The organism is Pseudomonas sp. A2 (assembly GCF_023100865.1).
GTDB classification, from domain to species: Bacteria; Pseudomonadota; Gammaproteobacteria; order Pseudomonadales; family Pseudomonadaceae; genus Aquipseudomonas; species Aquipseudomonas asiatica.
The window spans coordinates 408026-432897 of the sequence record NZ_CP039127.1 but is presented as its reverse complement, the minus strand read 5'-3'; the positions used below and the strand labels follow the sequence as shown (position 1 = coordinate 432897).

General features: G+C 61.4%; 21 protein-coding genes and 1 pseudogene. 8 read left to right on the top strand and 14 right to left on the bottom strand.

Going from position 1 to position 24872, the window contains the following annotated elements:
* Positions 1-4: 4 nt before the first annotated feature.
* The gene (locus E5221_RS02060; protein WP_003255680.1) at positions 5-1255 is read right to left on the bottom strand and encodes a sarcosine oxidase subunit beta family protein; all 1251 of its coding nucleotides are present in this window, start codon (positions 1253-1255) and stop codon (positions 5-7) included.
* 15 nt (positions 1256-1270) lie between these two features.
* Entirely contained in the window at positions 1271-2524 is a 1254-nt protein-coding gene (locus E5221_RS02055) for a serine hydroxymethyltransferase (RefSeq protein WP_025337394.1), read from the bottom strand.
* A gap of 276 nt (positions 2525-2800) precedes the next feature.
* Between E5221_RS02055 and E5221_RS02050 the strand changes: the two genes are divergently transcribed.
* Together E5221_RS02050 and E5221_RS02045 are read left to right on the top strand one after the other, a co-directional pair.
* On the top strand, positions 2801-3316 hold the full coding sequence (locus tag E5221_RS02050) for a hypothetical protein (RefSeq protein ID WP_137138433.1): 516 nt from the start codon (positions 2801-2803) through the stop codon (positions 3314-3316).
* A 174-nt stretch (positions 3317-3490) separates the two neighbouring features.
* Complete coding sequence (locus tag E5221_RS02045; protein WP_247846802.1) at positions 3491-4531, top strand: low specificity L-threonine aldolase; 1041 nt, start codon at positions 3491-3493, stop codon at positions 4529-4531.
* Between the two features lie 106 nt (positions 4532-4637).
* Here the strand turns inward: E5221_RS02045 and mcpH are convergent, their stop codons facing one another.
* From mcpH to E5221_RS02030, 3 genes are all read right to left on the bottom strand, one after another.
* Complete coding sequence (gene mcpH / locus E5221_RS02040) at positions 4638-6575, bottom strand: methyl-accepting chemotaxis protein McpH (RefSeq protein ID WP_247846801.1); 1938 nt, start codon at positions 6573-6575, stop codon at positions 4638-4640.
* A 178-nt stretch (positions 6576-6753) separates the two neighbouring features.
* Positions 6754-7056, bottom strand: coding sequence for a cell division protein ZapA (locus tag E5221_RS02035; RefSeq protein WP_247846800.1), 303 nt, complete (start codon positions 7054-7056; stop codon positions 6754-6756).
* A complete protein-coding gene (locus tag E5221_RS02030) occupies positions 7053-7283 on the bottom strand; it encodes a hypothetical protein (protein ID WP_003257514.1) in 231 nt (76 codons plus the stop codon). The genes E5221_RS02035 and E5221_RS02030 overlap by 4 nt, the downstream gene beginning before the upstream one ends.
* A 274-nt stretch (positions 7284-7557) precedes the next feature.
* On the opposite strand from E5221_RS02030, the gene E5221_RS02025 reads away from it, so the two are divergent.
* The gene (locus tag E5221_RS02025) at positions 7558-9183 is read left to right on the top strand and encodes a methyl-accepting chemotaxis protein (protein ID WP_247846799.1); all 1626 of its coding nucleotides are present in this window, start codon (positions 7558-7560) and stop codon (positions 9181-9183) included.
* A 361-nt stretch (positions 9184-9544) separates the two neighbouring features.
* Here E5221_RS02025 and E5221_RS02020 read toward each other — a convergent pair.
* Positions 9545-9829, bottom strand: a pseudogene (locus E5221_RS02020) (RHS repeat-associated core domain-containing protein); the annotation flags it as partial.
* 259 nt (positions 9830-10088) lie between these two features.
* Positions 10089-11189, bottom strand: coding sequence for a glycine-betaine demethylase subunit GbcB (gene gbcB, locus E5221_RS02015; protein WP_015268654.1), 1101 nt, complete (start codon positions 11187-11189; stop codon positions 10089-10091).
* Between the two features lie 294 nt (positions 11190-11483).
* On the opposite strand from gbcB, the gene gbcA reads away from it, so the two are divergent.
* A complete protein-coding gene (gene gbcA / locus E5221_RS02010) occupies positions 11484-12776 on the top strand; it encodes a glycine-betaine demethylase subunit GbcA (protein WP_247846798.1) in 1293 nt (430 codons plus the stop codon).
* A 43-nt stretch (positions 12777-12819) separates the two neighbouring features.
* Here the strand turns inward: gbcA and E5221_RS02005 are convergent, their stop codons facing one another.
* From E5221_RS02005 to E5221_RS01970, 7 genes are all read right to left on the bottom strand, one after another.
* Positions 12820-13698, bottom strand: coding sequence for an RHS repeat-associated core domain-containing protein (locus tag E5221_RS02005; protein WP_282189723.1), 879 nt, complete (start codon positions 13696-13698; stop codon positions 12820-12822).
* A gap of 678 nt (positions 13699-14376) precedes the next feature.
* On the bottom strand, positions 14377-15147 hold the full coding sequence (locus tag E5221_RS01995) for an electron transfer flavoprotein subunit beta (RefSeq protein ID WP_003257512.1): 771 nt from the start codon (positions 15145-15147) through the stop codon (positions 14377-14379).
* A 10-nt stretch (positions 15148-15157) separates the two neighbouring features.
* A complete protein-coding gene (locus tag E5221_RS01990; protein ID WP_247846797.1) occupies positions 15158-16390 on the bottom strand; it encodes an electron transfer flavoprotein subunit alpha/FixB family protein in 1233 nt (410 codons plus the stop codon).
* Entirely contained in the window at positions 16390-18342 is a 1953-nt protein-coding gene (gene dgcB / locus E5221_RS01985) for a dimethylglycine demethylation protein DgcB (RefSeq protein WP_247846796.1), read from the bottom strand. Before dgcB ends, E5221_RS01990 begins: the two co-directional genes overlap by 1 nt.
* A 177-nt stretch (positions 18343-18519) precedes the next feature.
* Positions 18520-20580 (bottom strand): dimethylglycine demethylation protein DgcA, encoded by a 2061-nt coding sequence (gene dgcA / locus E5221_RS01980; protein ID WP_013970508.1) that lies wholly within the window; start codon positions 20578-20580, stop codon positions 18520-18522.
* Positions 20581-20595: 15 nt separating this feature from the next.
* The gene (locus E5221_RS01975) at positions 20596-21126 is read right to left on the bottom strand and encodes a DUF5943 domain-containing protein (RefSeq protein WP_013970507.1); all 531 of its coding nucleotides are present in this window, start codon (positions 21124-21126) and stop codon (positions 20596-20598) included.
* A gap of 77 nt (positions 21127-21203) precedes the next feature.
* Positions 21204-22181: a dipeptidase gene (locus tag E5221_RS01970; RefSeq protein ID WP_003257506.1), complete on the bottom strand. Its 978-nt coding sequence runs from the start codon at positions 22179-22181 to the stop codon at positions 21204-21206.
* Positions 22182-22468: 287 nt separating this feature from the next.
* Between E5221_RS01970 and E5221_RS01965 the strand changes: the two genes are divergently transcribed.
* The 4 genes from E5221_RS01965 to E5221_RS01950 all read left to right on the top strand — a co-directional run bounded on the left by E5221_RS01965 (position 22469) and on the right by E5221_RS01950 (position 24823).
* On the top strand, positions 22469-22870 hold the full coding sequence (locus E5221_RS01965) for a lysozyme inhibitor LprI family protein (protein ID WP_061550710.1): 402 nt from the start codon (positions 22469-22471) through the stop codon (positions 22868-22870).
* Between the two features lie 115 nt (positions 22871-22985).
* A complete protein-coding gene (locus E5221_RS01960; protein WP_080958440.1) occupies positions 22986-23702 on the top strand; it encodes a hypothetical protein in 717 nt (238 codons plus the stop codon).
* 66 nt (positions 23703-23768) lie between these two features.
* On the top strand, positions 23769-24320 hold the full coding sequence (locus E5221_RS01955; protein ID WP_061550709.1) for a hypothetical protein: 552 nt from the start codon (positions 23769-23771) through the stop codon (positions 24318-24320).
* A gap of 251 nt (positions 24321-24571) precedes the next feature.
* Positions 24572-24823, top strand: a complete 252-nt coding sequence (locus E5221_RS01950) for a bacteriocin immunity protein (protein ID WP_123085402.1) — start codon at positions 24572-24574, stop codon at positions 24821-24823.
* Positions 24824-24872: the final 49 nt, after the last annotated feature.

The following is a 24872-nucleotide window of genomic DNA, read 5'->3' as shown; positions in this document are numbered from 1 at the left end:
CCGGTTAGTGGGCGACGGCGGCGGCGCCGTGTTCGTCGATCAGTGCGCCGTTGTAGAAACGGTCCATGGAGAACGGCGCGGCCAGTGGGTGCATTTCGCCCTTGGCCAGGCTCGCGGCGAAGACGTTGCCCGAACCCGGGGTCGCCTTGAAGCCGCCAGTACCCCAACCGCAGTTGAAGAACATGTTCTTGACCGGGGTCTTGGTGATGATCGGGCAAGCGTCCGGCGAGGTATCGACGATGCCACCCCACTGGCGGTTCATGCGCACGCGCGAGAGGTTGGGGAACATCTCGACGATGGCCTGCAGGGTGTGCTCGATCACCGGGTACGAACCGCGCTGGCCGTAGCCGACCCAGCCGTCGATACCGGCACCGATCACCAGGTCGCCCTTGTCGGACTGGCTGATGTAGCCGTGCACGGCGTTGGACATGATCACGCTGTCGATGATCGGCTTGATCGGCTCGGATACCAGTGCTTGCAGCGGGTGCGATTCCAGCGGCAGGCGGAAGCCGGCCAGTTTGGCCATGTGCCCGGAGTTACCGGCGGTGACCACGCCGACGCGCTTGGCGCCGATGAAGCCTTTGTTGGTTTCCACACCGATGACCGCGCCGTTTTCCTTGCGGAAGCCGATCACTTCGGTCTGCTGGATCAGGTCCACGCCCAGGGCGTCGGCGGCACGGGCAAAGCCCCAGGCCACGGCGTCGTGACGCGCCACGCCGCCACGGCGCTGCACGGTGGCACCGAGGATCGGGTAGCGGGTGTTCTTCGAGCAGTCCAAGTACGGGATCTCGGCCGCGACCTGGGCGGTGTTGAGCAGCTCGCCATCCACGCCGTTCAGGCGGTTGGCGCTGACCCGGCGCTCGGAGTCACGCATGTCCTGCAGGGTGTGGCACAGGTTGTACACACCGCGCTGGGAGAACATCACGTTGTAGTTGAGGTCCTGGGACAGGCCCTCCCACAGCTTCATGGCGTGCTCGTACAGGTGCGCCGACTCATCCCACAGATAGTTGGAACGCACGATGGTGGTGTTACGGGCGGTGTTGCCGCCGCCCAGGTAACCCTTCTCGATCACGGCGACGTTGGTGATGCCGTGCTCCTTGGCCAGGTAATAGGCCGTGGCCAGGCCATGGCCGCCACCGCCGACGATAACCACGTCGTAGACCTTTTTAGGGGTTGGCGTGCGCCACATGCGCTGCCAGTTCTCGTGGTGGCTGAGGGAGTGCTTGAAAAGGCCGAAGCCCGAGTAACGTTGCATGGTGTGTGACTCCACTCAGCGGTAAACAGGGAAATCTGCGCACAGGGCCGCGACGTTCTTCGCCACATCGGCTTCGACGTCTGCGTCACCGAGGTTGTCGAGGATGTCGCAGATCCAGCCGGCCAGGGCCACGCACTGAGCGACCTTGAAGCCGCGGGTGGTGACGGCCGGGGTGCCGATGCGCAGGCCCGAGGTGACGAATGGCGACTGCGGGTCATTCGGCACGGCGTTCTTGTTGACGGTGATGTGCGCGCGGCCCAGGGCGGCGTCGGCATCTTTGCCGGTGAGGCCCTGGCGGATCAGGCTGACCAGGAACAGGTGGTTGTCGGTGCCGCCGGAAACCACGTCGTAGCCGCGGTCGATGAACACCTGGGCCATGGCCTGGGCGTTTTCGATCACTTGTTGCTGGTAGGCCTTGAATTCAGGCTCCAGCGCTTCCTTGAAGCAAACGGCCTTGGCGGCGATCACGTGCATCAGCGGGCCGCCCTGGGCGCCGGGGAACACCGCGGCGTTCAGCTTCTTCTCGATCTCTTCGTTCGACTTGGCCAGGATCAGGCCGCCGCGTGGGCCGCGCAGGGTCTTGTGAGTGGTGGTGGTAACCACATCGGCGAACGGAATCGGGTTCGGGTACAGGCCAGCGGCAACCAGGCCGGCTACGTGGGCCATGTCGACGAACAGCAGCGCACCGACCTTGTCGGCGATGGCGCGGAAGCGTGGAAAGTCGAGGGTCTTGGAGTAGGCCGAGAAGCCGGCAACGATCATTTTTGGCTTGTGCTCGACAGCCAGGCGCTCGACTTCGTCGTAGTCGATCAGGCCGGTGTTGGTGTCGATGCCGTATTGCACAGCGTTGTACAGCTTGCCCGAGGACGACACCTTGGCGCCGTGGGTCAGGTGGCCGCCGTGGGCCAGGCTCATGCCGAGGATGGTGTCACCAGCCTGCAGCAGGGCCAGGTAGACGGCACCGTTGGCCGAGGAGCCGGAGTGCGGCTGGACGTTGGCGTAGTCGGCACCGAACAGCTGCTTGGCGCGCTCGATGGCCAGGGCCTCGACCTTGTCCACGTGCTCGCAGCCACCGTAGTAGCGCTTGCCCGGGTAGCCTTCGGCGTACTTGTTGGTCAGGCCGCTGCCTTGGGCCTGCATCACGCGCTTGGAGGTGTAGTTTTCCGAGGCGATCAGCTCGATGTGGTCTTCCTGGCGCTGCTCTTCGGCATTCATCGCCGCCAGCAGTGCATCGTCGTAACCCTGAATCTGGTCTTGCTTGCTGAACATCGTGTATCTCCCGGCAGCGATCGTTTTTTGTCGTGGGGCACTGTGGCCCTTTGTGGCGATGTTATGACTGGCCGGGGCGGGTCAGATGCCTGCGCACGCCTTGCAATGGCGCGTTTACGACATTGTCGTGTTCGAGGCAGCTGCACCTGGTTGAGTTGAGCGTTGACCAGGTACAGCCAGGCCTGGCATTTCTACCAGTTGCCGAGATTGATCTGGGAGCTTGAAGATCTTGTCAGCGACGGCGCCAATTTCTGCCGAAGCATGAGGAGCAACGCTATGGAAATTAAAGCCAACTTCGGACTTTTTACATTCCCACTGGAGCCTCAAGCCTATGGCTCACTGGTGCATTTGCGCGCCGGAGATATTCTTGATATCAAGTCTTTTGATTTGCGGCGATCAACCGCAAAACTCAGTTTATTTGAATCAGATTTATCTGATAAGCAGCAATTGGTACGCATCACTGGCGCCGAATTAAAGACGTCCGAACCTTCAGAAAAAATCTACACGCAATGCCAGCAAGCCAGGAAAGCCGAGAGATCAAGCCACTCACGCCGGAAAAATGTTACTGAAAAAATATATGCTCACGTTCAGCTCTACACAAACGGCGACCTTATCGGAAATTTCTCTGAAGATCAGAGTGATCTCGGCTACGCCGCATTAGCCAACAATGGAAACTTAAAATTCAATGGCAAGAACTACAAAATTGATTTTCGCTATATTGATGCTACTTACTATGAAGTCGCCGGCATCATTGAAGACATCTACTGGGAAATCCACTTGATTGAGCGTTGAGGTTAAGTTGTAGAGAAGTGGGGCTACGCTATGCCACCGCCCCGCTCCCTTACTGGCATGCACCACTCTGCTTGGCGCATGCTCAGGCAGCCCATTCGAACCACCGAGCTTGTATAGGCAACCGACCAAATGATGGTTTAGAGTGCTGTTCTGCGTCGTTCACAGGACAGTGTCATGACAGATAAGAGCCAACAATTCGCCAGCGACAACTATTCCGGCATCTGCCCCGAAGCCTGGGCAGCGATGGAAAAGGCCAACCATGGCCACGACCGCGCCTACGGCGACGACCAGTGGACCGAACGCGCCGCGGAATACTTCCGCAAGCTGTTCGAAACCGACTGCGAGGTGTTCTTCGCCTTCAACGGCACCGCCGCCAACTCCCTGGCCCTGGCCTCGCTGTGCCAGAGCTACCATAGCGTGATCTGCTCCGAGACCGCCCACGTCGAAACCGACGAGTGCGGTGCGCCGGAGTTCTTCTCCAACGGCTCCAAGCTGCTGACCGCGCCCAGCGTCAACGGCAAGCTGACACCACAGTCGATCCGCGAAGTGGCGCTGAAGCGTCAGGACATCCACTACCCCAAGCCACGGGTGGTGACCATTACCCAGGCCACCGAGGTGGGCACCGTCTATCGCCCCGACGAGCTGAAGGCGATCAGCGCCACCTGCAAAGAGCTGGGGCTGAACCTGCACATGGACGGCGCACGCTTCAGCAATGCCTGCTCGTTCCTGGGCTGCAGCCCGGCAGAGCTGACCTGGAAGGCCGGTGTCGATGTACTGTGCTTTGGCGGCACCAAGAACGGCATGGCGGTGGGCGAGGCGATCCTGTTCTTCAACCGCCAACTGGCCGAGGACTTCGACTACCGCTGCAAGCAGGCCGGGCAACTGGCATCGAAGATGCGCTTCCTGTCGGCGCCTTGGGTGGGCCTGCTGGAAGATGGCGCCTGGTTGCGCCATGGCGCGCATGCCAACCATTGCGCGCAGTTGCTCGCCTCGCTGGTGAGTGACTTGCCGGGGGTGGAGCTGATGTTCCCGGTTGAGGCCAATGGGGTGTTCCTGCAGATGCCGGAGCATGCGATCGAGGCACTGCGCAGCAGGGGATGGCGGTTCTATACCTTCATTGGTAGCGGCGGGGCGCGGTTCATGTGCTCGTGGGATACCGAGGAAGAGCGGGTGCGCGAGCTGGCGGCGGATATCCGCGCCATCATCGGCGCCTGACAGGCCGCATTCACGGGCACGCCCGCTCCCACAGGAATATCGCAGCCGTCGAGAGCTGTGCAGTACCTGTGGGAGCGGGCAAGCCCGCGAAGAAGCCAACACTCATCTAAAGCCTGAACCCACCCATCTGCCGCGCCAAGTCATCCGCCAAGCCACGCAGCGCCTGGCACTCTTCACGACAGCCCTGCACCTCCGCCGCGGTCTCCCGCGCCAGGTCGGAAATCCCCTGCACCGTACGATTGATCTCCTCGGTCACCGCCGACTGCTCTTCGGTCGCAGTAGCTACCTGATGGTTCATGTCGCTGATGTGCTCGACCTGGTCAGTGATCGCCCCCAATGACGCTCCGGTGCGCTGGCTCGACTCCACCCCGCTACCCGTCGCCTGCTGCCCAGCCTGCATCGAACTCACAGCCGAACCCGCGCCCTGCTTCAAGCGCTGGATCATCTGCTGCACTTCGTCGGTGGACAGCTGCGTGCGCCGGGCCAAGGTACGCACCTCATCGGCCACCACGGCAAACCCACGGCCCATCTCCCCTGCCCTGGCCGCCTCGATGGCGGCATTCAGCGCCAGCAGGTTGGTTTGCTCGGAAATACTACGGATCACCGCCAGAACTTCGTCGATCGAAGCTACTTCCTCGGCCAGCTGGCTGACTGCATCGGCCGCCTTGCCGATATCACCCGACATCCCCTCGATACCACGGATCGAGCGTTGCACCACTTCACGCGCCTGCAGGGCTTCGTCCCTCGCCGATTGCGAGGCCTGGGCCGCATCACCGGCATTGCGGGCAATGTCCTGCACGGTCAAACCCATTTCGTGCACGGCGGTAGCGACCATTTCGGTCATTTCCTGCTGGCGCCCGGAACGCTCGGCGGTGTTGTCCACCACCTGTGTCACCTGCCCGACCGCCAGGTGCAGCCGCTCGGAAGTGTGCAATACCTCGCCGATCAACCGGCGCTGGCTGTCGAGGAAGCGGTTGAAGCCACGCGCCAGGTCACCCAGTTCGTCCTGGCGTGAGTCGTCCAGCCGGTGGCTGAGGTCGCCCGCGCCACTGCCAATCTGCACCAACGCCGCTGTGACGCGGCGGATCGGCCGCACCAGGCCACGCGCCAGCAGCACCACCAGCAGCAGCGACACCAGGGCCACGGCACCACCGATCAGGCTGGTCAGCCATACCGCCTGGTGCATTGGCGCGTAGATTTCCTCCTCCGGCACCTCGGCCACCAGGGCCCAGTTGAGGTCGCGCAAGGGCAGGCCGAGCGCCAGGTAGCTTTCGCCGTCACGGCTGAAGCGGCTGCTGCGCAGGCCCTCGCCGCCGGTCATCAGCGCCTTGGCGGCATCCGCGCCGAGCTGTTCGGTGAGCTGGCGTTTGCCGCTGAAGGCAGCGTCCGGATGAACCTGGATCAGGCCATCGTTACGCACCAGGAACACCTTGCCGTGCTCGCCAAATTTGAAGTCATGAATCAGCTTCGACAGTTCGGTCATGCGCAGGCCCATGCCAGCCACACCGACCAGTTGGCCATTCTTTTCCACGCGATAGTCGATGAACAGCGCGAGCTCGCCGGTGGCACCGTCGATGTCGATGTTGATCAGGCGTTCGGCACCGCTGTCGATGTAGCCGTAGAACCATTTGTCCTTGGGGTTGCTGCGGCTGAGGGTACGGTCCAGTCCATTCTCGTTGTAGTAGTGGCCGGTTTCGGTCGAGACGAACAAGGTGGTGAAGGCCTGGTTGCGCTGCTTGGCAGCGGTCAGGTATTCGATGAATGGAGCAACCTGGGCGGAGTCTTCACCGGCGGCAAGCCAGTCGCGCAGCAGGGTGTTGCCGGCAATATCCGCCGCCGCCACCAGCGGCTGGCCGAGCATGCGCTCGATGTCGTTGCGGATGGCCTCGATGCTGGCGGGCAGCGCGGTATCGACCAGATAGCGTTCGGTGAGGCGGTTGAGCGCCACCGTGAAAATGATGACCACCACCAGGATGCTCGCCAGCAGGGCGGCGCCCATGCTGGTGATCAACTGCCACTGGATGCTCTTGCGCCAGATACGCATGCCCTACTCCCCGCATAATTATTGTTTTGCGGAAAGTGTATACACTTGCGTATCCAGTTAATCCAGTGATCTGAGGCAATCAGATACCCTGTGGGAGCGGGTTTACCCGCGAATGCGATGCTGAATGCACTGACGCATTCGCGGGTGAATCCGCTCCCACAGAGGTCGATGCAAGGCCTTATTGTTCGGCTATGGTCCGCACGATGGCGTCCACCGTGGCATCGATCTGCGCCTGGGTACGCTCCAGCGTCTTGCGGTGCTCATCCTGCAGCTCGATCTGCCGCGAACACAGGTTCAGCGCGGCCAGCACCAGCAGCTTGTCGCCGATCAGGGTCGGGTACTGACGCTTGGTCTGGGCCAGGGCGGTGTTGAGCATCTGCACCGCCTGGGTCAGGGTCGCTTCCTGGCCTTCAGGCGCCTTGATCGAATAGTCGTTGCCGAGGATCGACACGACATTGATCGGCTGCGCTCGCAGTGTCATGCGCCTACGACGCCGGCGTTGGCGCGCTCGAGCAGGGCCTGCAGGCGTGCGGCGGTGCTGCCGTTCTTCTCTTCCTGCTCCATCAGCGACAGCTGCAGGGTTTCGTTCTCTTCCTTGGCCTGGGCCAGTTCCTGACCGAGGGCGGCGTTCTGCTCGGTGAGTTGAGCGTTCTTCTGCATCAGGTCGCTGACCAGTTGCTCGATTTGATTCAGGGAAGCTTCCAGCATGGGTCTATCTCAGGTTGTTGCGAGGGGCGCACACGATAAAGAAAAGTGCGGCCCATCGCCATTAAATATCGGATTCACAAAGTGTCTAACCCGCAGATTGACAGGGTAACCGGCCCCTTGTTCCGACCTGGGTCAACCGCCGGTCAGGAACAACCGGGCCAACTCGGAGTTTTGCCAGGCGCACACTCAAGGCTGACGGGTCACGACCGATACTCAGAGAGACACATTCTGTCGCACTGGATGCGTCTCCTTCACTTGCCTGGATCTGCCCACCATGTCATTACGCAACATCAATATTGCCCCACGCGCCTTGCTGGGCTTTGCGCTCATCGGCCTGCTGATGCTCGGCCTCGGTATATTCTCTCTGATGCAGATGGGCAACATCCGCCAGGCCGGCCTGGTCATCGAGCAAATCAGCGTCCCCGCCATCAAGACACTGGATGAGATCAGCGCGCTGAACCTGCGCCTGCGCAGCCTCTCCTACCGCCTGCTGGTGAACCGCGACCCGCAAAACCAGCAGGAAATCCTCAACCTGATGGACCAGCGCAACCAGCAGATCGACCGCGCGCGCGAGGCCTACGTGCCGCTGATCACTGCCGCCGACGAACAGGCTGCGTACGACCAGTACGTTCAGTTGCTCAACCAGTATCGCCAGCTGGAGGCGCAAATGCGCAGCCTCAACCAGGCCGGCCGCCTCGACGAGCTGAGAGATGTTCTCAACCGTGACTTGCAGGCCAACTCCGAGCAGATCAACAAGATCATGGAGACCCTGGTGAGCATCAATACCGAGCAGACCCGTGACACCAACGCGAAAGCCGCCAGCCAGTATGACGCGGCCTTCTCTCTGGTGATCGGCCTGCTGGTCGCCGCCACCGTGCTGACTTTTGTCTGTGCCCTGCTGTTGACCCGCAGCATCGTCAAGCCGATCGACGAGGCGCTTAGATGTGCCGAACAGATTGCCGACGGCGACCTGACCCATGTCATCCATGCCGAGGGTACCGACGAAGCTGCCCGCCTGCTGCGCGCCATGGCCCGCATGCAAGACAAACTGCGCGACACCTTGCAGCTGATCGCCGGGTCGGCGACACAGCTGGCCTCGGCTGCCGAAGAGCTGAACGCCGTCACTGACGAAAGCGCCCGCGGCCTGCAGCAGCAGAACAACGAAATCGAACAGGCCGCCACGGCGGTGACCGAGATGACCAGCGCCGTCGAAGAAGTAGCGCGCAATGCAGTCAGCACCTCGGAAGCCTCCAGCGAAGCCAGCCGTTCGGCGGGCGACGGCCGCGACCTAGTCATGGAAACCGTGGGTGCCATCGAGCGCATGAGTGGCGATGTGCAGGCCACTGCCAAACTGATCACTCACCTGGCCGAACAGTCGCGCGATATCGGCAAGGTGCTGGACGTGATCCGTGGCCTGGCCGACCAGACCAACCTGCTGGCGCTGAACGCCGCGATCGAGGCGGCACGTGCCGGTGAGGCGGGCCGGGGCTTTGCCGTGGTGGCTGATGAGGTGCGAGCGCTGGCTCATCGTACCCAGCAGTCGACCAGTGAGATCGAGCGGATGATCGGCAGTATTCAGGGCGGTACGGAAGAAGCGGTGGAATCGATGCGCACCAGCACCGAGCGCGCCGAATCCACCCTGAACATTGCCCGTGGCGCAGGCATGGCGCTGGACACCATTGCCGGGGCAGTGGCGCAGATCAACGAGCGTAACCTGGTAATTGCCAGCGCGGCGGAAGAGCAGGCGCAGGTGGCGCGGGAAGTGGACCGCAACCTGGTGAACATCAATGACCTGTCGGTGCAGAGTGCTACCGGGGCGCACCAGACCAGTGCGGCGAGTGCGGAGTTGTCGCGGTTGGCGGTTGACTTGAATGGTCTGGTAGCACGCTTCCGTACCTAATTATGCGAGATCGGGGTCGCAATGCGACCCCAGCAAAAAATCATTAATAACTCAATTTATCGGCAAGCATTCATGCTCACATTTAATTGGGCATCCTGCCAACTGCACGAAGCATCGATATCGGCGGCCTGATTGTCGGGAGAAACTTGATTGTCTTGACAGCAACAGTTACGCCAAGCGAGACGGTGAGCACTTCTTGGCCACCGGGTATGCCAGCACCGATCATTGCGGCACCTACCCTGTCCCCATATTTGGCAAGCTCACTCACGGTCTTCAGCGTGCCATTTCTCAAGCCAAAATTTTTTATTCGCGCGGCAACCCAAAGCACTTGTTTAAACGCTTTGAGCGCGCCCAGGACGCTGAATTCGCCGCTCGGGTCCACACGATTGACGGGATCCCCTAGGCAGTATGCGTATCCATTGATGCCTCCCTGCGAGAAAGGGCTTAGCCGATCTGCGCTGAGAAATCGCCTTAGCGCTGGACTGTATGCTCTTCTACCGTTGCCGAGCAGGTAACTGCCAGTTAGACGATCCTGGCACTCTCCATTGAAAGCAAGTAATGAGGCAGATCGACCAGGCTGAATGCCGTAAGGGTCGTACCGTACTGAACGGCATAGGCTCCCAGAAGCTGAAATGGGTTGAATCATACAAAGCCTCCAGAGGTTTTGAAGAAAAGCTACTTCACCGCCGGATACTCTGGAACTGATAGATTTACTAGTTCTTTTATAAAGCGGGGCCACTTTGTGGCCCATCGCAGGCAAGCCAGCTCCTACACCGACCGCGCACCTCTTCTGCCTTGTGCAGTATCTTTAGGAGCTGGCTTGCTGGGGATTTCTGCCTTGTGCAAAACCTGTGGGAGCTGGCTTGCCGGCGATGGGCTGCAAGGCAGCCCCCTGCATTCCCGGATCAGTAATCGATCCGCACATCCCCTTTCGGCACGCTGCAGCACGACAGGATGTAGCCCTCGGCTTCGTCCTCTTCGGTAATGCCGCCGTTGTGCTCCATCTCCACTTCGCCACCCAGCTTGAGCACCTTGCAGGTGCCGCAAATGCCCATACCGCAGGCTTTCGGGATCATCAGGCCAACCTTGGCCGCCGCCGCGTGCACGGTCTCGCCCGGGGCGATGCGGATGCTCTTCTCGCTGCCGATGAACTCCACCAGGTTAAGGTCGGCCGCATCCAGTTCCGGCGCGTCGGCAGCCTGCTCGGCATGCTCCACCGCATCGGCCTTGGCCTCAGGCGGCGTCGCACCGAACGATTCCTCGTGATAGTTCTTCATGTCGAAGCCGACCGCTTCGAGCATGCGCTTGACCGCAGTCATGTATGGCGTCGGGCCACAGCAGAACACCACACGGTCCATGTAGTCCGGCGCGATCAGCTCCATCAGGCGCTGGTTGAGGTAACCGCGATAACCCGCCCACGGCTCACCCAGGCCATGCTTTTCACAAATGATGTGCAAGCTGAAATTGGGGATGCGCGAGGCCATCTGCTCCAGTTCACGATGGTAGATGATGTCCTTCGGCGAACGGGCGCTGTGCACGAACACCATGTCGACATTGCCGTTGGTGTCGTAGAACCAGCGCGCCATCGACATGACCGGGGTGATCCCGACACCGCCCGAGAGGTACAGCACCTTCTGCGCCGGGAAATCGATGGCGTTGAACAGCCCCACCGGGCCATGCACCGGCAGCTCGGCGCCTTCGTGCATGGTGTCGTGGAGGAAGTTGGACACCAGGCCGCCCGGTACACGCTTGACGGTGATCGAGAAGCTGTAGGGCACCGACGGTGAACTGGAGATGGTGTAGGAACGCATCACCGGCTTGCCTTCGATCTCCAGCTCCAGGGTGACGAACTGCCCCGGCTTGAAGAAGAACATGATCGGTTGATCGGCCATGAAGCAGAAGGTGCGCACGTCCCAGGTCTCCTGGATGACCTTGACGCAGCGCACGATGTGGCGGCCGTTGGCCCAGGTCTGGGTAGTGACCGGATTGAGGAAGGTATCGGACATGTTCATCTCCAGCAGCCGACTATTGGCCGTTTTATGGCTTGGATAATGCGCAAGCTGAAGACGACGTACATTCCTGCCAGCGACATCGGCGTGCTTATCGCGACCAGCCCCGCACTGCAAGGGCTGGCGCGTCGTAATTCAAATCGGCCATGTCGCCCATGGATACGGTTCATGACGCCTTCGGACGCACACTCCACGGCAAAACAACTAGCTGTTTCTGATGAGCAGCCTTGCGGCACCACAACAACGATTAGCCACCTTTTGCCGGCCGCACACGGCCCCGAGGAATACACGATGGACGTCACCGCAACCCTGAGCCTGGGCGATCCACTGGAACCTGCACGCAAGGCCACCGCCGAGATGCTGCAGACCCGCGAGCGCACCTACTCGCTGCCCCAGCCTTTCTACACCGACGAGCGTCTGTTCCAGATCGACATGCAGGAGATCTTCCACAAGGAGTGGCTGATTGCGGGGCTGGTAAGCGAGATTCCGACAAAGGGCAACTTCCTGACCCTGCAGATCGGCAAAAACCCGATCATCGTGATCCGTGGCGCCGAGGGCAGGGTGCATGCATTCCATAACGTGTGCCGCCACCGCGGCTCGCGTCTGTGCACCAGCGAAAAAGGCAAGGTGGCCAAGCTGGTCTGCCCTTACCACCAGTGGACCTACGAGCTGGACGGCCGCTTGCTGTTCGCCGGCACCGAAATGGGCGCCGACTTCGACATGAACCAGTATGGCCTGAAGCCGGTGAACGTGAAGGTCGCTGGCGGCTACATCTTCATCAGCCTGGCGGAAAACCCGCCCGCCATCGACGAGTTCCTGGCCACCCTGGACCACTACATGGAACCGTACGACATGGAAAACACCAAGGTGGCGGTACAAACCACCTTGATGGAAAAGGCCAACTGGAAGCTGGTGCTGGAAAACAACCGCGAGTGCTACCACTGCAACGGTTCGCACCCTGAGCTGCTGAAAACCCTGCTGGAGTGGGATGACACCAACGACCCACGCGCCGACCAGGCCTTCAAGGACCACGTAGCCGCCTCCGCCGCTGCCTGGGAAGCCGAGAAGATCCCGTACCTGCACAAGAGCCATGGCCTGCGTAACCGTATCGTGCGCATGCCGCTGCTCAAGGGGACCGTGTCGATGACCATGGATGGCAAGCAGGCGTGCAAGAAGCTGATGGGCCGCATCAAGAACCCGGACCTGGGCTCGATGCGCATCCTGCACCTGCCACACTCCTGGAACCACTGCATGGGCGACCACATGATCGTGTTCACCGTGTGGCCGATCAGCGCCCAGGAAACCATGGTCACCACCAAGTGGCTGGTGCACAAGGATGCCGTGGAAGGCGTGGACTACGACCCTGAGCAGATGCGCAAGGTCTGGGACGCGACCAACGATCAGGACCGCCGCCTGGCCGAAGAGAACCAGCGTGGTATCAACTCCACTGCGTACCAGCCTGGGCCATACTCGAAGACCTACGAGTTTGGCGTGGTCAACTTCATTGACTGGTACAGCCAGCGGCTGCTGAACAACCTGGGAGCGGAGCCGGCGCCGTATCTGAAAGAGGTTCAGGCGCAGTAACTCGCCCCACCTCCTGGCGCGTTATCACACGTGCCAGGAGGCGTCAGGGCCTGCGCACATCACGCATTTCGGTTTCAGACCGAGTCGTGCCCCTCCCCCACTGTCGCCAAGCTTGATAAGCGCCCTGAGCCGTATGGGCGATTCTGTCTGCCAGCTCCCAGCTCTTGCGACCAACGAATCTCACCGCCTCGCCCGCCATCCTGAGGCCAATCACCTCCACGAACGTACCAAATACGACGCTGCTCGACGGTATGCCTGGCTGTCCCATCAATGCCCAGGTCTCCCGCGCAGCATTAAAATTGGACGTAACGCCCCCCGCAATGTTACCTCCGGTATTGGCCAAGCCGAATTTAGTGCTGAGTGGTATCAATGAACCTTCTGCCCAACCGCTCTCGGCACTCGACAGCACGTTGGCTACAACTCCTGCTGCACCGGTTGCAGCAAACGCAGTGTTGCCAATGCGGCTCGACAGCGGCGGTTCGGCGTAGGTGGAGGGCAGGCCTCGAGAAGTGCGGTGCCGGTGTTGAAGCCGTAATGCCTCGTTTCTTGCAGTTCTCACAATCGCGCCGGTGGCGGTAACTGCACTTGACCCCGCCCCAAAGAAAGTCCGCCAACTCTGTCCGTCCAGATCGATCCTGTTGATTGGATCACCGCTGCAGTAGGCGTAGGTATTCAATCCACCTTCGTCGAACGGGCTGCATCTGTCAGCGCTCAAAAAACGCATAAGGACCGGGCTATAGGAGCGATGTCCATTTCCGCACAAGTATTGACCTGTCAAAGAACTCCGAGGTAGGCCACAAAAACCCAGCACTGGTTCTAAGCCAGCTTGCATGAAACCGTAGGGTGAATAGGCCTGCGGGTCGAAGGGAGACCGACCCAATACAGAATGCTGCTGATCAGTATTCAACAAGAATGTCGCCATGACTTATCCACAATTTTGCGCGCTTGCGGGCACGGTAACTATTAATCGTGTGTCTGTGTACTGACAAAAATGTCAGTCAGACACCTGGTCATTATTTGATCACATCAGCCAAAGCCGCATTTCTATTGGGCTACAGCGGACTTCATACACCTTGTCCACAGAGACACCAACAGAGTTTGTGGGCAACCGATGAATTTTCTGCAATCGCCCTGTTGATAAGTGCCTTAAAGGCTTGATTTTCAGGCATCGCGTAGGATTCAGGCGGGGTTGATCAATTTTTGAACAAATCTGTCAAAGCCTTTTACTACGCCGCTTACAGGAGATACCGAACAGATTATCCACAGACCGGCTAACAGCGATTGTGGGCAAAATCAGGAGGGTGCTGCCGTGCTTGGCATGCGAAGGCAGGGATAAGATTGATCGCTTTTTGATCAAAAGCTTGGAGGCCACGTCATACAAGGGCTGCGGCCATGCGCCAACACTTTATCCACACCTTGGCGAACAGATTTGGTGGGCAAAAGCGACCGATCGAGGCTGTGTATGGAATGTAGGAGCGGCCTTGTGTCGCGATGGGCCGCAGCGCGGCCCCAGGATCTCGACTACGAGTCAAGATTGCTGGGGCTGCTGCGCAGCCCATCGCGACACAAGGCCGCTCCTACACCGGGACCGCGTGAGGCTCTAGCGCAGCACGCCCTCTTCCACCAGCAGCTTGAGAATGGCCTCGGCGCCTTCCTGTGGAGAAACGTCCTTCAACACCTTGCCACCGCCGCCACTGGCCTTGGCCGTCGCCGCCTTCATCCGGTCGGCACCGCTCTTGGCCTTGATCACCTTAAGCCGCTTGGGCCGTGGGCGGGCTGGCTGCAGTTCGGCTTCGGCCAGCAGTTCGTCCTCGACGATAGCCACGTTGCGTGCCGCCAACACACCCCGACGCGCCGGCCCGAAAGCGCTCTGGCGTGGCTTGGGCGCAGCGTTATCCACAGTCGCCAGCAGCGGCAGGCGTACCTTCAGTCGACGCCGCTGACCGCGCGGCAGCGCCTGCAATACCTGGGCGGTGCCGTTGTCGATCGACTCCACTTCAGCCAACCCCACAATCAGTGGCCAGCCGAGCTTTTCGGCCAACAGGAACGGCAACATGCCCGACCCTTCGCCAGTCTCGGCCTGGCTGCCGGTCAGCACCAGCTGTGCCCCGGCATCGCGCAGGTAATCCCCGAGCACGCCCAGCACGTCGGCACCGGCCGGCTGCTCCAGCACATCCAGATGGTCCAGGCCCATCCCCAGGTAGGCGCGCAGCGCCTCTTCCCGTGGGTCGCCGGCATGCACCACCTGCAAGTTATCCCCAGCCAGCTGCAAACCCAGCTCCACGGCGCGCGCATCCTGCTCGGCGCGGCGAGCGCGGCCGGAGCTGGGGTGGGCACCGATGGAAACCAGGCTGATCACTTTCGTACTCATGCTCGTGCCCTTATGCCGCGTCGCGCTGGCCGCCGCTGCGGTAGTTGTCCACAGCCTCGATCAGTGCCTGGAGAATCGCCGAACTGTCGCCAATCACCGACAGGTCGGCCCGTTTGATCATGTCGCAGCCCGGGTCCATGTTGATCGCCACCACCTTGTCGCAGGCGCCGATGCCCTGCAGGTGCTGGATCGCGCCCGAGATACCCACAGCCACGTAGACCCGCGCGGTAACCCAGGTACCGGTGGCACCCACCTGGCGGTTGCGCGGCATGAAGCCGTCGTCCACCGCCACCCGCGAGGCGCCTTCGGTGGCGCCAAGGGCCGCAGTGGCCCTGTGATACAGGTCCCAGTCCTTGACCCCGTTGCCGCCCGAGACGATGAACTCGGCTTCGGCCATGGCAATGGTGGCCGGGTCCACGGCCACCGAGCCGAGGTCTTCGATGCGCGACAGGCTGCGCGCCACGCTTGTGGACAACTCCACCGGCAGCGCTTCGTGACGGGTTTCGCTGACCGGCTCGGCGCACTCGGCCGCCGCCAGGATCAAGCGTGGTACGGCGCGCTGCAGGTCTTGCTGGCCGGCACCGGCACGGCCGATGCACTGGCCGTCCTTGACCTGCCATACCCGCGTCGCCGGGCGCTCGCCCAGTGCCGCGCCCAGGCGCCGGCCCAGTTCGCCACCACCGGTGCGGCTGTCGGGCAGCAGCCAGTGGCGCGGGGTGAACTGGTTATCCACAGCCCGCAGGCCTTGAACGAGTTGCTCCGGTGCATAACCTTCGAAAGCCTCGCCTTCGATGACCAGCAGGCGGTCGACCCCGGCTGTGGAAAAGTTGCTTTCCTTGTGCTCGCCAAACACCACTGCCAGCACCGCACCGTCGCTGCCGGCCAGGCTGTGGGCCAGGCCGAGCAGATCGCGGTCGTGGCTGCTCAGGCGGCCACCGACCATATCCGGCACCACGGCGATGTAGAACGCCGGCGCCGGCACCTGGTGCAGCGGCAGCTTGACTTCGGCCGCCGCCGTGCGTCGCCCGCCCACGGCGGTGCCCTGCTGGGCGCCGCTGCGGTCGATGCGCTTGATGCCGGCCGGGCCGATGAAGCCTGCGGCAATCGCGTGGGGGTTCTTGCGGATGAGGCCGTTGGGCCCCATCCAGCTGGTCTGCTGCGTCTGCATCGCTGCATGCAGCGGGTGCAGACGGTTACGGGCGATCCACTCGGCGCGTGGGTCGCGGCGGATAATGTCGCTCATCAGTGCACCTCCGCAGGTTCACGTTTGGCCGTTTGCGGCTTTGGGGCATAGGGCGCGTCCTCTTCGATCAGCACGTCGGCCACCAGTTCGGCCAGGTCCTTGATCTGCGGGCGCGGTTCGACCACACCTTCGAGCATGGCGGTGCACTGTGGGCAACCCACAGCTACCAGCTCGGCCTCGGTCTCGCGGATGTCGTCCATGCGCATGTCCGGGATACGCTGCTTGCCGGGGATGTCGGTGATCGGCGCACCGCCACCACCGCCGCAGCAACGGGAACGGAAGCCCGAGCGCTGCATCTCGCGCACTTCGATACCCAGGGCCTTGAGCACGGCACGCGGAGCTTCGTACTCACCGTTGTAACGGCCCAGGTAGCACGGGTCGTGGTAGGTGACGCTGCCGCCCTTGTGCTGGCCGAGGTTGAGCTTGTTGGCCGCGATCAGTTCGGCGATGTAGGTGCTGTGGTGCTGCACCTGGTAGTCGCCGCCCAGGGCGCCGTACTCGTTCTTCAGCACATGGAAGCTGTGCGGGTCGCAGGTGACGATGCGCTGGAACTTGTACTTGGCCAGGGTCTGGATATTGCGTTTGGCCAGTTGCTGGAAGGTCGCTTCATCGCCCAGACGGCGCGCCACGTCGCCGCTGTCGCGCTCTTCCAGGCCGAGCACGGCAAAGTCCACACCCGACGCCTTGAGCACTTTGACGAACGAGCGCAGGGTGCGCTGGTTGCGCATGTCGAAGGCACCGTCACCGACCCAGAACAGCACCTCGGTGGTTTTCACCTCCGACAGCAGTTGCAGGTTGAGGTCGGCGGCCCAGTTCATGCGCCCGCCTGGGGCGAAGCCGCCCGGGTTGTCGGTAGCGATCAGGTTGTCCAGCACTTCGGCGCCCTTGTTCGGGGTGGCGCCTTTTTCCAGGGTGAGGTGACGGCGCATGTCGACGATGGCATCGACGTGCTCGATCATCATCGGGCACTCCTCGACGCAGGCACGGCAGGTGGTGCACGACCACAGCGTTTCGGCGTCGACCAGGCCATTGACGATCGGCTGGTGCGGGTGGCCGCCATGCTCACCGATCGGTTTGCCCGGGTATGGGCTGCCGGCAAACTGCGCGTCAGTACCACCGGCCAGGCCGATGACCATGTCCTGGATGAGCTTTTTCGGGTTCAGCGGCTGGCCGGCGGCAAAGGCCGGGCACATGGCTTCGCATTTACCGCACTGCACGCAGGCGTCGAAGCCCAGCAGCTGGTTCCAGGTGAAGTCCACCGGCTTTTCCACGCCCAGCGGCGCGTTCGGGTCTTCCAGGTCCAGCGGCTTGAGGCCGGTGGAACGGCCGCCGCCAAAGCGTTCGGCGCGGCGGTGCCAGGCCAGGTGCAGGGCACCGGCGAAGGCGTGTTTCATCGGACCGCCCCAGGTCATGCCGAAGAACAGCTCCGACACGCCCCACAGCACGCCCAGGCCGAGAATACCCACCATCACCCAGCCACCGGTGTTGGCCGGCAGGATGCCGGCAACCGGCAAGGTGGCGATGAAGAAGCTAACGGCAAACGCCAGCAAGCTCTTCGGCAGGCGCATCCACGGGCCCTTGGACAGGCGCGAAGGCGGGTTGAGGCGGCGCTTGAAGACGAAGATGGCGCCGCTGAACATGATCACCGTGGCCACCAGCAACGCGTAGCCGAGGATCTTGCTCTGCAGGCCGAAGCCGTGCACCAGGATCGCCAGTACGGCCGACAGCACGAAGCCGCCAGCGGTGGCCACGTGGGTCTTGGACATGTACTTGTCGCGCTCGACCACATGGTGCAGGTCCACCAGGTAGCGGCGCGGCATGGCCAGCAGGCCGCCGATCAGGTTGACCTTGGACGGCCGGCCACGCCGCCACATGCGCACCCGGCGCAGGGCGCCGAGCACTGCCAGGCCAAGGGCAGCGAACAGCAGGATTGGTAGAAGGGTGTTCAACATGGGAGGCTCCCACAACAGCTGGATTCTTGCGCCACTCTGAAGATGGGATTGGCCCCTTGTAGGAGCGGGTTTACCCGCGAATGCGTCAGATCAGACAACTCTGTTGCTTGTGCTGACGCTTTCGCGGGTGAACCCGCTCCCACAGGGACCGCGCCCGGTGGCGACGATTTTTCTCGATCAGAAGTCCTTGCACAGGCGCAAGGCGTCGTAGATCGCCGCATGCACGTTGCGCTGGGCCACGCAGTCGCCGATGCGGTACAGCAGGTAGCCTTCGCCCGGCTGGCTGAGGATCGGCTGTGGCTTGATGGCGAACAGCGCCTCCACGTCGATCTGGCCTTTGTTGCGCGAACCTTCCTTCAGTGCGTAGTACAGCTGCTCGTCAGGACGCACGCCGTTCTCCACCACCACCTGGTCGACCACGCGCTCTTCCTTGGCGCCGGTGTATTCGTTTTCCAGCACCGCCACCAGCTTGTCGCCTTCGCGGTAGACCTTTTCCAGCATCATGTCGCCGGTCATGATCACTTCTTTCGGATACATGCTGCGGTAGTAGGTCGGGAAGGTAGTACCGCCCATGGCCACGCCTGGCTTGATATCGTCGGTGACGATCTCGACCTGGCTGCCCTTGTCGGCGATGAAGTCAGCCACCGACATGCCAGTGAACTCGCAGATGGTGTCGTACACCAGCACGTTCTTGCCCGGCGCAACCTTGCCGTCGAGCACGTCCCAGCTGCTGACTACCAGCCCTTCGGCGGCGCCCCAGTGCTCGTTCTGCTCCAGGAAGGAATGCCCACCTACCGCCAGCACGATGATGTCGGGGCGCAGGTCCTGGATGGCAGCCACGTCGGCGGCGGTGCCCAGGCGCAGGTCGACCTTCAGGCGCGCCAGCTCCAGCTGGTACCAACGGGTGATACCGGCGATCTGGTCACGCTGCGGCGCCTTGGCGGCGATGGTGATCTGCCCGCCAATCTGCTCCTTCTTCTCGAACAGGGTCACGTCGTGGCCACGTTCGGCAGCCACACGGGCCGCTTCCATGCCGGCCGGGCCGGCACCAACCACCACCACCTTGCGCTTGGCGCCGGTGGTCTTCTCGATGATGTGCGGCACGCCCATGTATTCACGGGAGGTCGCGGCGTTCTGGATGCACAGCACATCCAGGCCCTGGTACTGGCGGTCGATGCAGTAGTTGGCACCGACGCACTGCTTGATCTGGTCGATCTGGCCCATCTTGATCTTGGCGATCAGGTGCGGGTCGGCCATGTGCGCACGGGTCATGCCGACCATGTCCACGTAGCCACCTTCGAGGATACGGGTAGCCTGGTTCGGGTCCTTGATGTTCTGCGCGTGCAGCACCGGTACCTTGACCACTTCCTTGATGCCGGCCGCCAGGTGCAGGAACGGCTCCGGCGGGTAGCTCATGTTCGGGATGACGTTGGCCAGGGTGTTGTGGGTGTCGCAACCCGAGCCGACCACGCCGATGAAGTCGAGCATGCCGGTGGCGTCGTAGTAGGCAGCGATCTGCTTCATGTCCTCGTGGCTGAGGCCATCGGGGTGGAATTCGTCGCCACAGATACGCATGCCCACGCAGAAGTCGTCACCGACTTCGGCGCGCACGGCCTTCAGTACTTCCAGGCCGAACTTCATGCGGCCTTCGAAGGTGCCGCCCCATTCGTCGGTACGCTTGTTGACCCGTGGGCTCCAGAACTGGTCGATCATGTGCTGGTGCACGGCCGACAGTTCCACGCCGTCCAGGCCGCCTTCCTTCGCACGGCGGGCAGCTTGCGCATAGTTGCCGATCACGCGCCAGATCTCTTCCACCTCGATGGTCTTGCAGGTGGCGCGGTGCACGGGTTCACGGATACCCGACGGCGACATCAGGGTCGGCCAGTTGAAGCCGTCCCAGCGCGAGCGACGGCCCATGTGGGTAATCTGGATCATGATCTTGGCGCCATGCTTGTGCATGGCGTCGGCCAGGTTCTGGAAGTGCGGAATGATGCGGTCGGTCGACAGGTTGACCGACGACCACCACTCCTGCGGGCTGTCGATTGCCACTACCGACGAGCCACCGCAGATCGCCAGGCCGATACCGCCCTTGGCCTTTTCTTCGTAGTACTTCACGTAGCGGTCGGTAGTCATGCCGCCGTCAGTGGCGTAGACCTCAGCGTGCGCGGTGCTGAGCACACGGTTGCGGATGGTCAGTTTGCCGATCTGGATCGGCTGGAACATTGCTTCGAATGCCATGACGCTATCTCCGGCTTACAACGGCTTTGTAACGAACAGGCCATCTTCGTGGCCTTCTTCCGACCCGCCATAGACCTGTTCGGCCACGGTGCGGATCGAGCTGCCGCGGGCAGCGAGAATCTGGTCCATGGCGCCGGCGAACCAGCCGGTGAACATGTAATCGACCTTGCGGCCGCACTTGCCATAGACGTACACGAATGCGGAGTGCTTGAGCTTGACGCTGCAGGTGCCTTTGTCGAGGTCGATGTCCTGGATTTCGAACAGGCCCCAGCCACGCTGGCTCAGGCGCTTCATGTAGTGCTCGAACACCGCCACGCCTTCCAGGCCATGGCACTCGGCTTCTTTTTCACACCAGTGCCAAGCGGACTTGTAGCCGGCCTTGTAGAGGATCTCGGCGTACTTGTCGGCGCCCAGGACTTCTTCGATTCCCATGTGGTTGTTGACGAAGAAATGGCGCGGCACATACAGCATCGGCAAGGCGTCGCTGGTCCAGACACCGGTCTCGCTGTCTACTTCGATTGGCAATTGCGGGGCGATCTTGGCCATGGAAACTCAACTCCATAAAATTTTTTATCGGGATGCCCCGGCGTTGCTGGCAGGGGCTTTCAGGCTTGGAGAGCGGCTTATTCGCCCCACACGTCCTTGAGGACGTTGACCCAGTTCTCACCCATGATCTTGCGCACCACGCGCTCGGAGTGGCCGCGCTTGAGCAAGGTTTCGGTGAGGTTGGGGAATTCGCCCACAGTGCGGATGCCCAGCGGGTTGATGATCTTGCCGAAGTTGGTCAGGCGACGGGCGTAACCCTTGTCGTGGGTCAGGTATTCGAAGAAGTCCTGGCCGTGGCCCTGGGTGAAGTCGGTACCGATACCGATGGCGTCTTCACCGACGATGTTCATGGTGTACTCGATGGCTTCGGCGTAGTCGTCGATGGTCGAGTCGATGCCCTTGGCCAGGAACGGCGCGAACATGGTCACGCCGACGAAACCGCCGTGGTCGGCGATGAACTTCAGCTCTTCGTCCGACTTGTTGCGCGGGTGCTCTTTCAGGCCCGAAGGCAGGCAGTGCGAGTAGCAGACCGGCTTTTTCGACTCGAGGATGACTTCTTCGGAAGTCTTGGAGCCCACGTGGGACAGGTCGCACATGATGCCGACGCGGTTCATTTCGGCAACGATCTCGCGACCGAAGCCCGACAGGCCGCCGTCTCGCTCGTAGCAACCGGTACCGACCAGGTTCTGGGTGTTGTAGCACATCTGCACGATACCCACGCCCAGCTGCTTGAACACGTCGACGTAGGCGATCTGGTCTTCGAAGGCGTGGGCGTTCTGGAAGCCGAAGAGAATGCCGGTCTTGCCCAGTTCCTTGGCCTTGCGGATGTCGGCGGTGGTGCGTACCGGCATCACCAGGTCGCTGTTATCGCGGATCAGCTTCTGGCTGGCGGCGATGTTGTCGACGGTAGCCTTGAAGCCTTCCCAGACCGACACCGTGCAGTTGGCCGCAGTCAGCCCGCCTTTGCGCATGTCTTCGAACAGCTCGCGGTTCCACTTGGCAATGATCAGGCCGTCGATGACGATGCTGTCGGCGTGAAGTTCGGCTGGGCTCATCAGGCTGTCCCCTTTTATTGAATGGGTTTGCGCCAAACCTTATTGCCGGCGCTTTGGGGCCAGCATATGCCTGTGCCCAAAGGCGCCCCGATGCAAAAACGACAGGGGGTTTGCCGAAAGCGTCAATGCGCGACATCGCGCCCTCTGGCGCGCCGTCTGGCGATGAGAGGCAGTCTCGATAACGACATTTCCGGCCGTTTCATGAACATTTCTTCAGGGAGCTATCGTCTTGTCGGCGGCTGAGCGAGAATCCAGCCGATTCGTCAGCCTTGTTGAGGAGAAAACGGATGAAATCAATGGCATGGCTGGTACTGCTGGCTGTCGTATCGGGCGCCCAGGCCGGCGAGGAAGAAAGCACCCCGTGCGACAACGTCGAGACCGACCAGCAGACATTCGCTTGCGCGGCGTTCAACAAGCAGACGGCCGAACGTGAACTTAAGTCGGCCTATGACGACCTGATACAGCGCATTCGCGACCAGTACGCCGACGAAGACGACAAGGCAGACGCCTTGGCCGGGCGTATGGAGGCGGCCGAGAAACTGTGGACGCAACTGCGCGATGCCGACTGCAAGGTCGAAACCTATGCCGAGAAACCGGGCAGCAAGGCGTTCGAAGCAGCGTGGAACACCTGCGTGGCACAACGCAGCGATGACCGCTCGGAGTACCTGCAGTCCATCGGCCAGCAGTAAGGGAGTTCCTCGGCAGGAAAGGCTTTCGGCTTATCTGTCTTGACGATCCGAACCAAAGTGCGTCCCCGGCGCCTCACCCGAGGTGCCGATGATGAACTCGATCGGAAACCAAGACATGACCTCTACTATCAGCAAGACCGACATGAACAGCGCCATTGCCGCCCTGAAGAAAGAAGGCGAAGAACGCGCCGTCATGGTTGCCAACACCGTCTGCATCTTTGCCCCGGATGTACCTGCCAGCGTTGCCGAAGACGTGCTCGATGGCATGCGCTTGATGAACCTGTCGGCAAACAAGAAGTTCGACAAGGAAACCCAGCAGCGCGAGTGGTACAACTTCTACAACGACGGCCTGGGCAAGTTCGGCTGGACGCTGACCGGCGCCGCCCATGTCGAGGAAGCAATCGACAAGGACACCCACACGCTGGCCACCCTGGTGCCGCAGATCGTCACCGTCCAGATCGGCGCCAGCCACCGCCTGAGCCGCTGTGTAAAACGTTCCTTCGAAGTGATCGTGCAAACACCCAAGGCGCAGCAACTGCTCGAAGAAAGCAGCGTGAGCGTTTCGGGCAAATCCAGCACCATTCAGATTTCGGCTTGCGAGATGACACCGCAAGGCCTGCCGATCATGCACATGACCAGCGTTCAGCTGAGCTATGACAAGGCCGAGAAAACCGCAGGTTCCGCTGGCCGCATCATCGACAAGTCGAACACCAGGGTATACCGGGCCTCGCAGCAGGGCTCGTTCAGTGTTCGCCACTTCGACGCCATGCGCGAAGCCGTCAGGATGAAGCTGGCCAGCCAGGCGTTCGACATCCTGGCGCTGGACATCTGACCTGCGCCTGGCGCCGCCATGCGGCGCCAGGTTCCCCTTCCTACGCCTACGGCGAGGGCCAGAAGCATGCCCACCAAACCTGCCACCCAACCCTGGGAAGACCTTCATGCCTGCTTGCGCCTGGCGCAACTGGAAGCCAACCAGGTTCACGATCGCCAACAGGATGGCCAGCGCTGGTTCAACCGTTTTCTGCAGGGCCTGGAAAACAGCGGTGTCGAACTGATCGAGCGGACAACGAAAAGCATCAACTGCGTACCCACGGATGCTGTGTTTCAAGACGTCTTCAACGGCTGGATTCCAGCGCCCCAACGTCGCAACCTCAAGTTCGAGCGGGTTGCCAACGACATACTTAATGGCTTGAAACAGCCAGACCTCGCCCTGCTGCGCAGCACCTCGGCCAGCTCGCACCTGCGCATCGAGTTTGACCTGGATGACAGCGGCAGCCCGCTGGCGATCGTCTTCAACCTGTGCTGTTCGACCGACCCGGATGCCCCACGTACGCGCCTTACCCTGCAACTGGACCACATGGGCGCGAAACTCGACGCCCGGGCTTTCGAGGCCCGACGAGTACAGGTCGAAAACCGCCTCCAGGCGCTTTCTGACCTCGATCAGTTCTAACCAGGCGGCATTGCACGCTCCACGGCCGAGGGTGGTCGCCACCGTGCAAATATTGGTCGCCAGAACGCATGGCCCAGAGCATGGGCCGCGCAAAGGATTTCAGTTACTTTTTCACCCTGTTTGGCTTCTGCTCGGTAGACAACTTGGCCGATTCGCTCGATACCTCCTACCGATTGCGCCATGCTCAGCCCCTTAGGCAGCGGATGCTCCTGATACATGTCTGGGACGTTGAATCACCAAGGTGATTAAAGATGAATGATTCGATTAACAATATTAAAGAAATAGAATTTTTGGAGTTTGTGAACAAAATTTACCTAGTTGACTACCCTAGCGACGAAGCTCACCGTAGCGCTGTGGAGAAGTTTGAGAAACTGTCAGAGCACCCCGCTGGATCAGACCTTCTTTTTTACCCAGAGGAAGGGAAAGATAGCCCTGAGCAAATTGTGGCCGAGGTGAAGGCTTGGCGTGCTGCAAACGGCAAACCAGGGTTTGCTCAACCTTAATATGTGTCCGCCGATCAAAAAACTGATCGGGGCTCCCACCTCGTCTAAC

Coding starts and splice junctions, on each gene's coding strand:
- E5221_RS02060 (WP_003255680.1), bottom strand. CDS start 1,255: ATGCAACGTTACTCGGGCTTCGGCCTTTTCAAGCACTCCCTCAGCCAC.
- E5221_RS02055 (WP_025337394.1), bottom strand. CDS start 2,524: ATGTTCAGCAAGCAAGACCAGATTCAGGGTTACGACGATGCACTGCTG.
- E5221_RS02050 (WP_137138433.1), top strand. CDS start 2,801: ATGGAAATTAAAGCCAACTTCGGACTTTTTACATTCCCACTGGAGCCT.
- E5221_RS02045 (WP_247846802.1), top strand. CDS start 3,491: ATGACAGATAAGAGCCAACAATTCGCCAGCGACAACTATTCCGGCATC.
- mcpH (WP_247846801.1), bottom strand. CDS start 6,575: ATGCGTATCTGGCGCAAGAGCATCCAGTGGCAGTTGATCACCAGCATG.
- E5221_RS02035 (WP_247846800.1), bottom strand. CDS start 7,056: ATGACACTGCGAGCGCAGCCGATCAATGTCGTGTCGATCCTCGGCAAC.
- E5221_RS02030 (WP_003257514.1), bottom strand. CDS start 7,283: ATGCTGGAAGCTTCCCTGAATCAAATCGAGCAACTGGTCAGCGACCTG.
- E5221_RS02025 (WP_247846799.1), top strand. CDS start 7,558: ATGTCATTACGCAACATCAATATTGCCCCACGCGCCTTGCTGGGCTTT.
- gbcB (WP_015268654.1), bottom strand. CDS start 11,189: ATGTCCGATACCTTCCTCAATCCGGTCACTACCCAGACCTGGGCCAAC.
- gbcA (WP_247846798.1), top strand. CDS start 11,484: ATGGACGTCACCGCAACCCTGAGCCTGGGCGATCCACTGGAACCTGCA.
- E5221_RS02005 (WP_282189723.1), bottom strand. CDS start 13,698: ATGGCGACATTCTTGTTGAATACTGATCAGCAGCATTCTGTATTGGGT.
- E5221_RS01995 (WP_003257512.1), bottom strand. CDS start 15,147: ATGAGTACGAAAGTGATCAGCCTGGTTTCCATCGGTGCCCACCCCAGC.
- E5221_RS01990 (WP_247846797.1), bottom strand. CDS start 16,390: ATGAGCGACATTATCCGCCGCGACCCACGCGCCGAGTGGATCGCCCGT.
- dgcB (WP_247846796.1), bottom strand. CDS start 18,342: ATGTTGAACACCCTTCTACCAATCCTGCTGTTCGCTGCCCTTGGCCTG.
- dgcA (WP_013970508.1), bottom strand. CDS start 20,580: ATGGCATTCGAAGCAATGTTCCAGCCGATCCAGATCGGCAAACTGACC.
- E5221_RS01975 (WP_013970507.1), bottom strand. CDS start 21,126: ATGGCCAAGATCGCCCCGCAATTGCCAATCGAAGTAGACAGCGAGACC.
- E5221_RS01970 (WP_003257506.1), bottom strand. CDS start 22,181: ATGAGCCCAGCCGAACTTCACGCCGACAGCATCGTCATCGACGGCCTG.
- E5221_RS01965 (WP_061550710.1), top strand. CDS start 22,469: ATGAAATCAATGGCATGGCTGGTACTGCTGGCTGTCGTATCGGGCGCC.
- E5221_RS01960 (WP_080958440.1), top strand. CDS start 22,986: ATGACCTCTACTATCAGCAAGACCGACATGAACAGCGCCATTGCCGCC.
- E5221_RS01955 (WP_061550709.1), top strand. CDS start 23,769: ATGCCCACCAAACCTGCCACCCAACCCTGGGAAGACCTTCATGCCTGC.
- E5221_RS01950 (WP_123085402.1), top strand. CDS start 24,572: ATGAATGATTCGATTAACAATATTAAAGAAATAGAATTTTTGGAGTTT.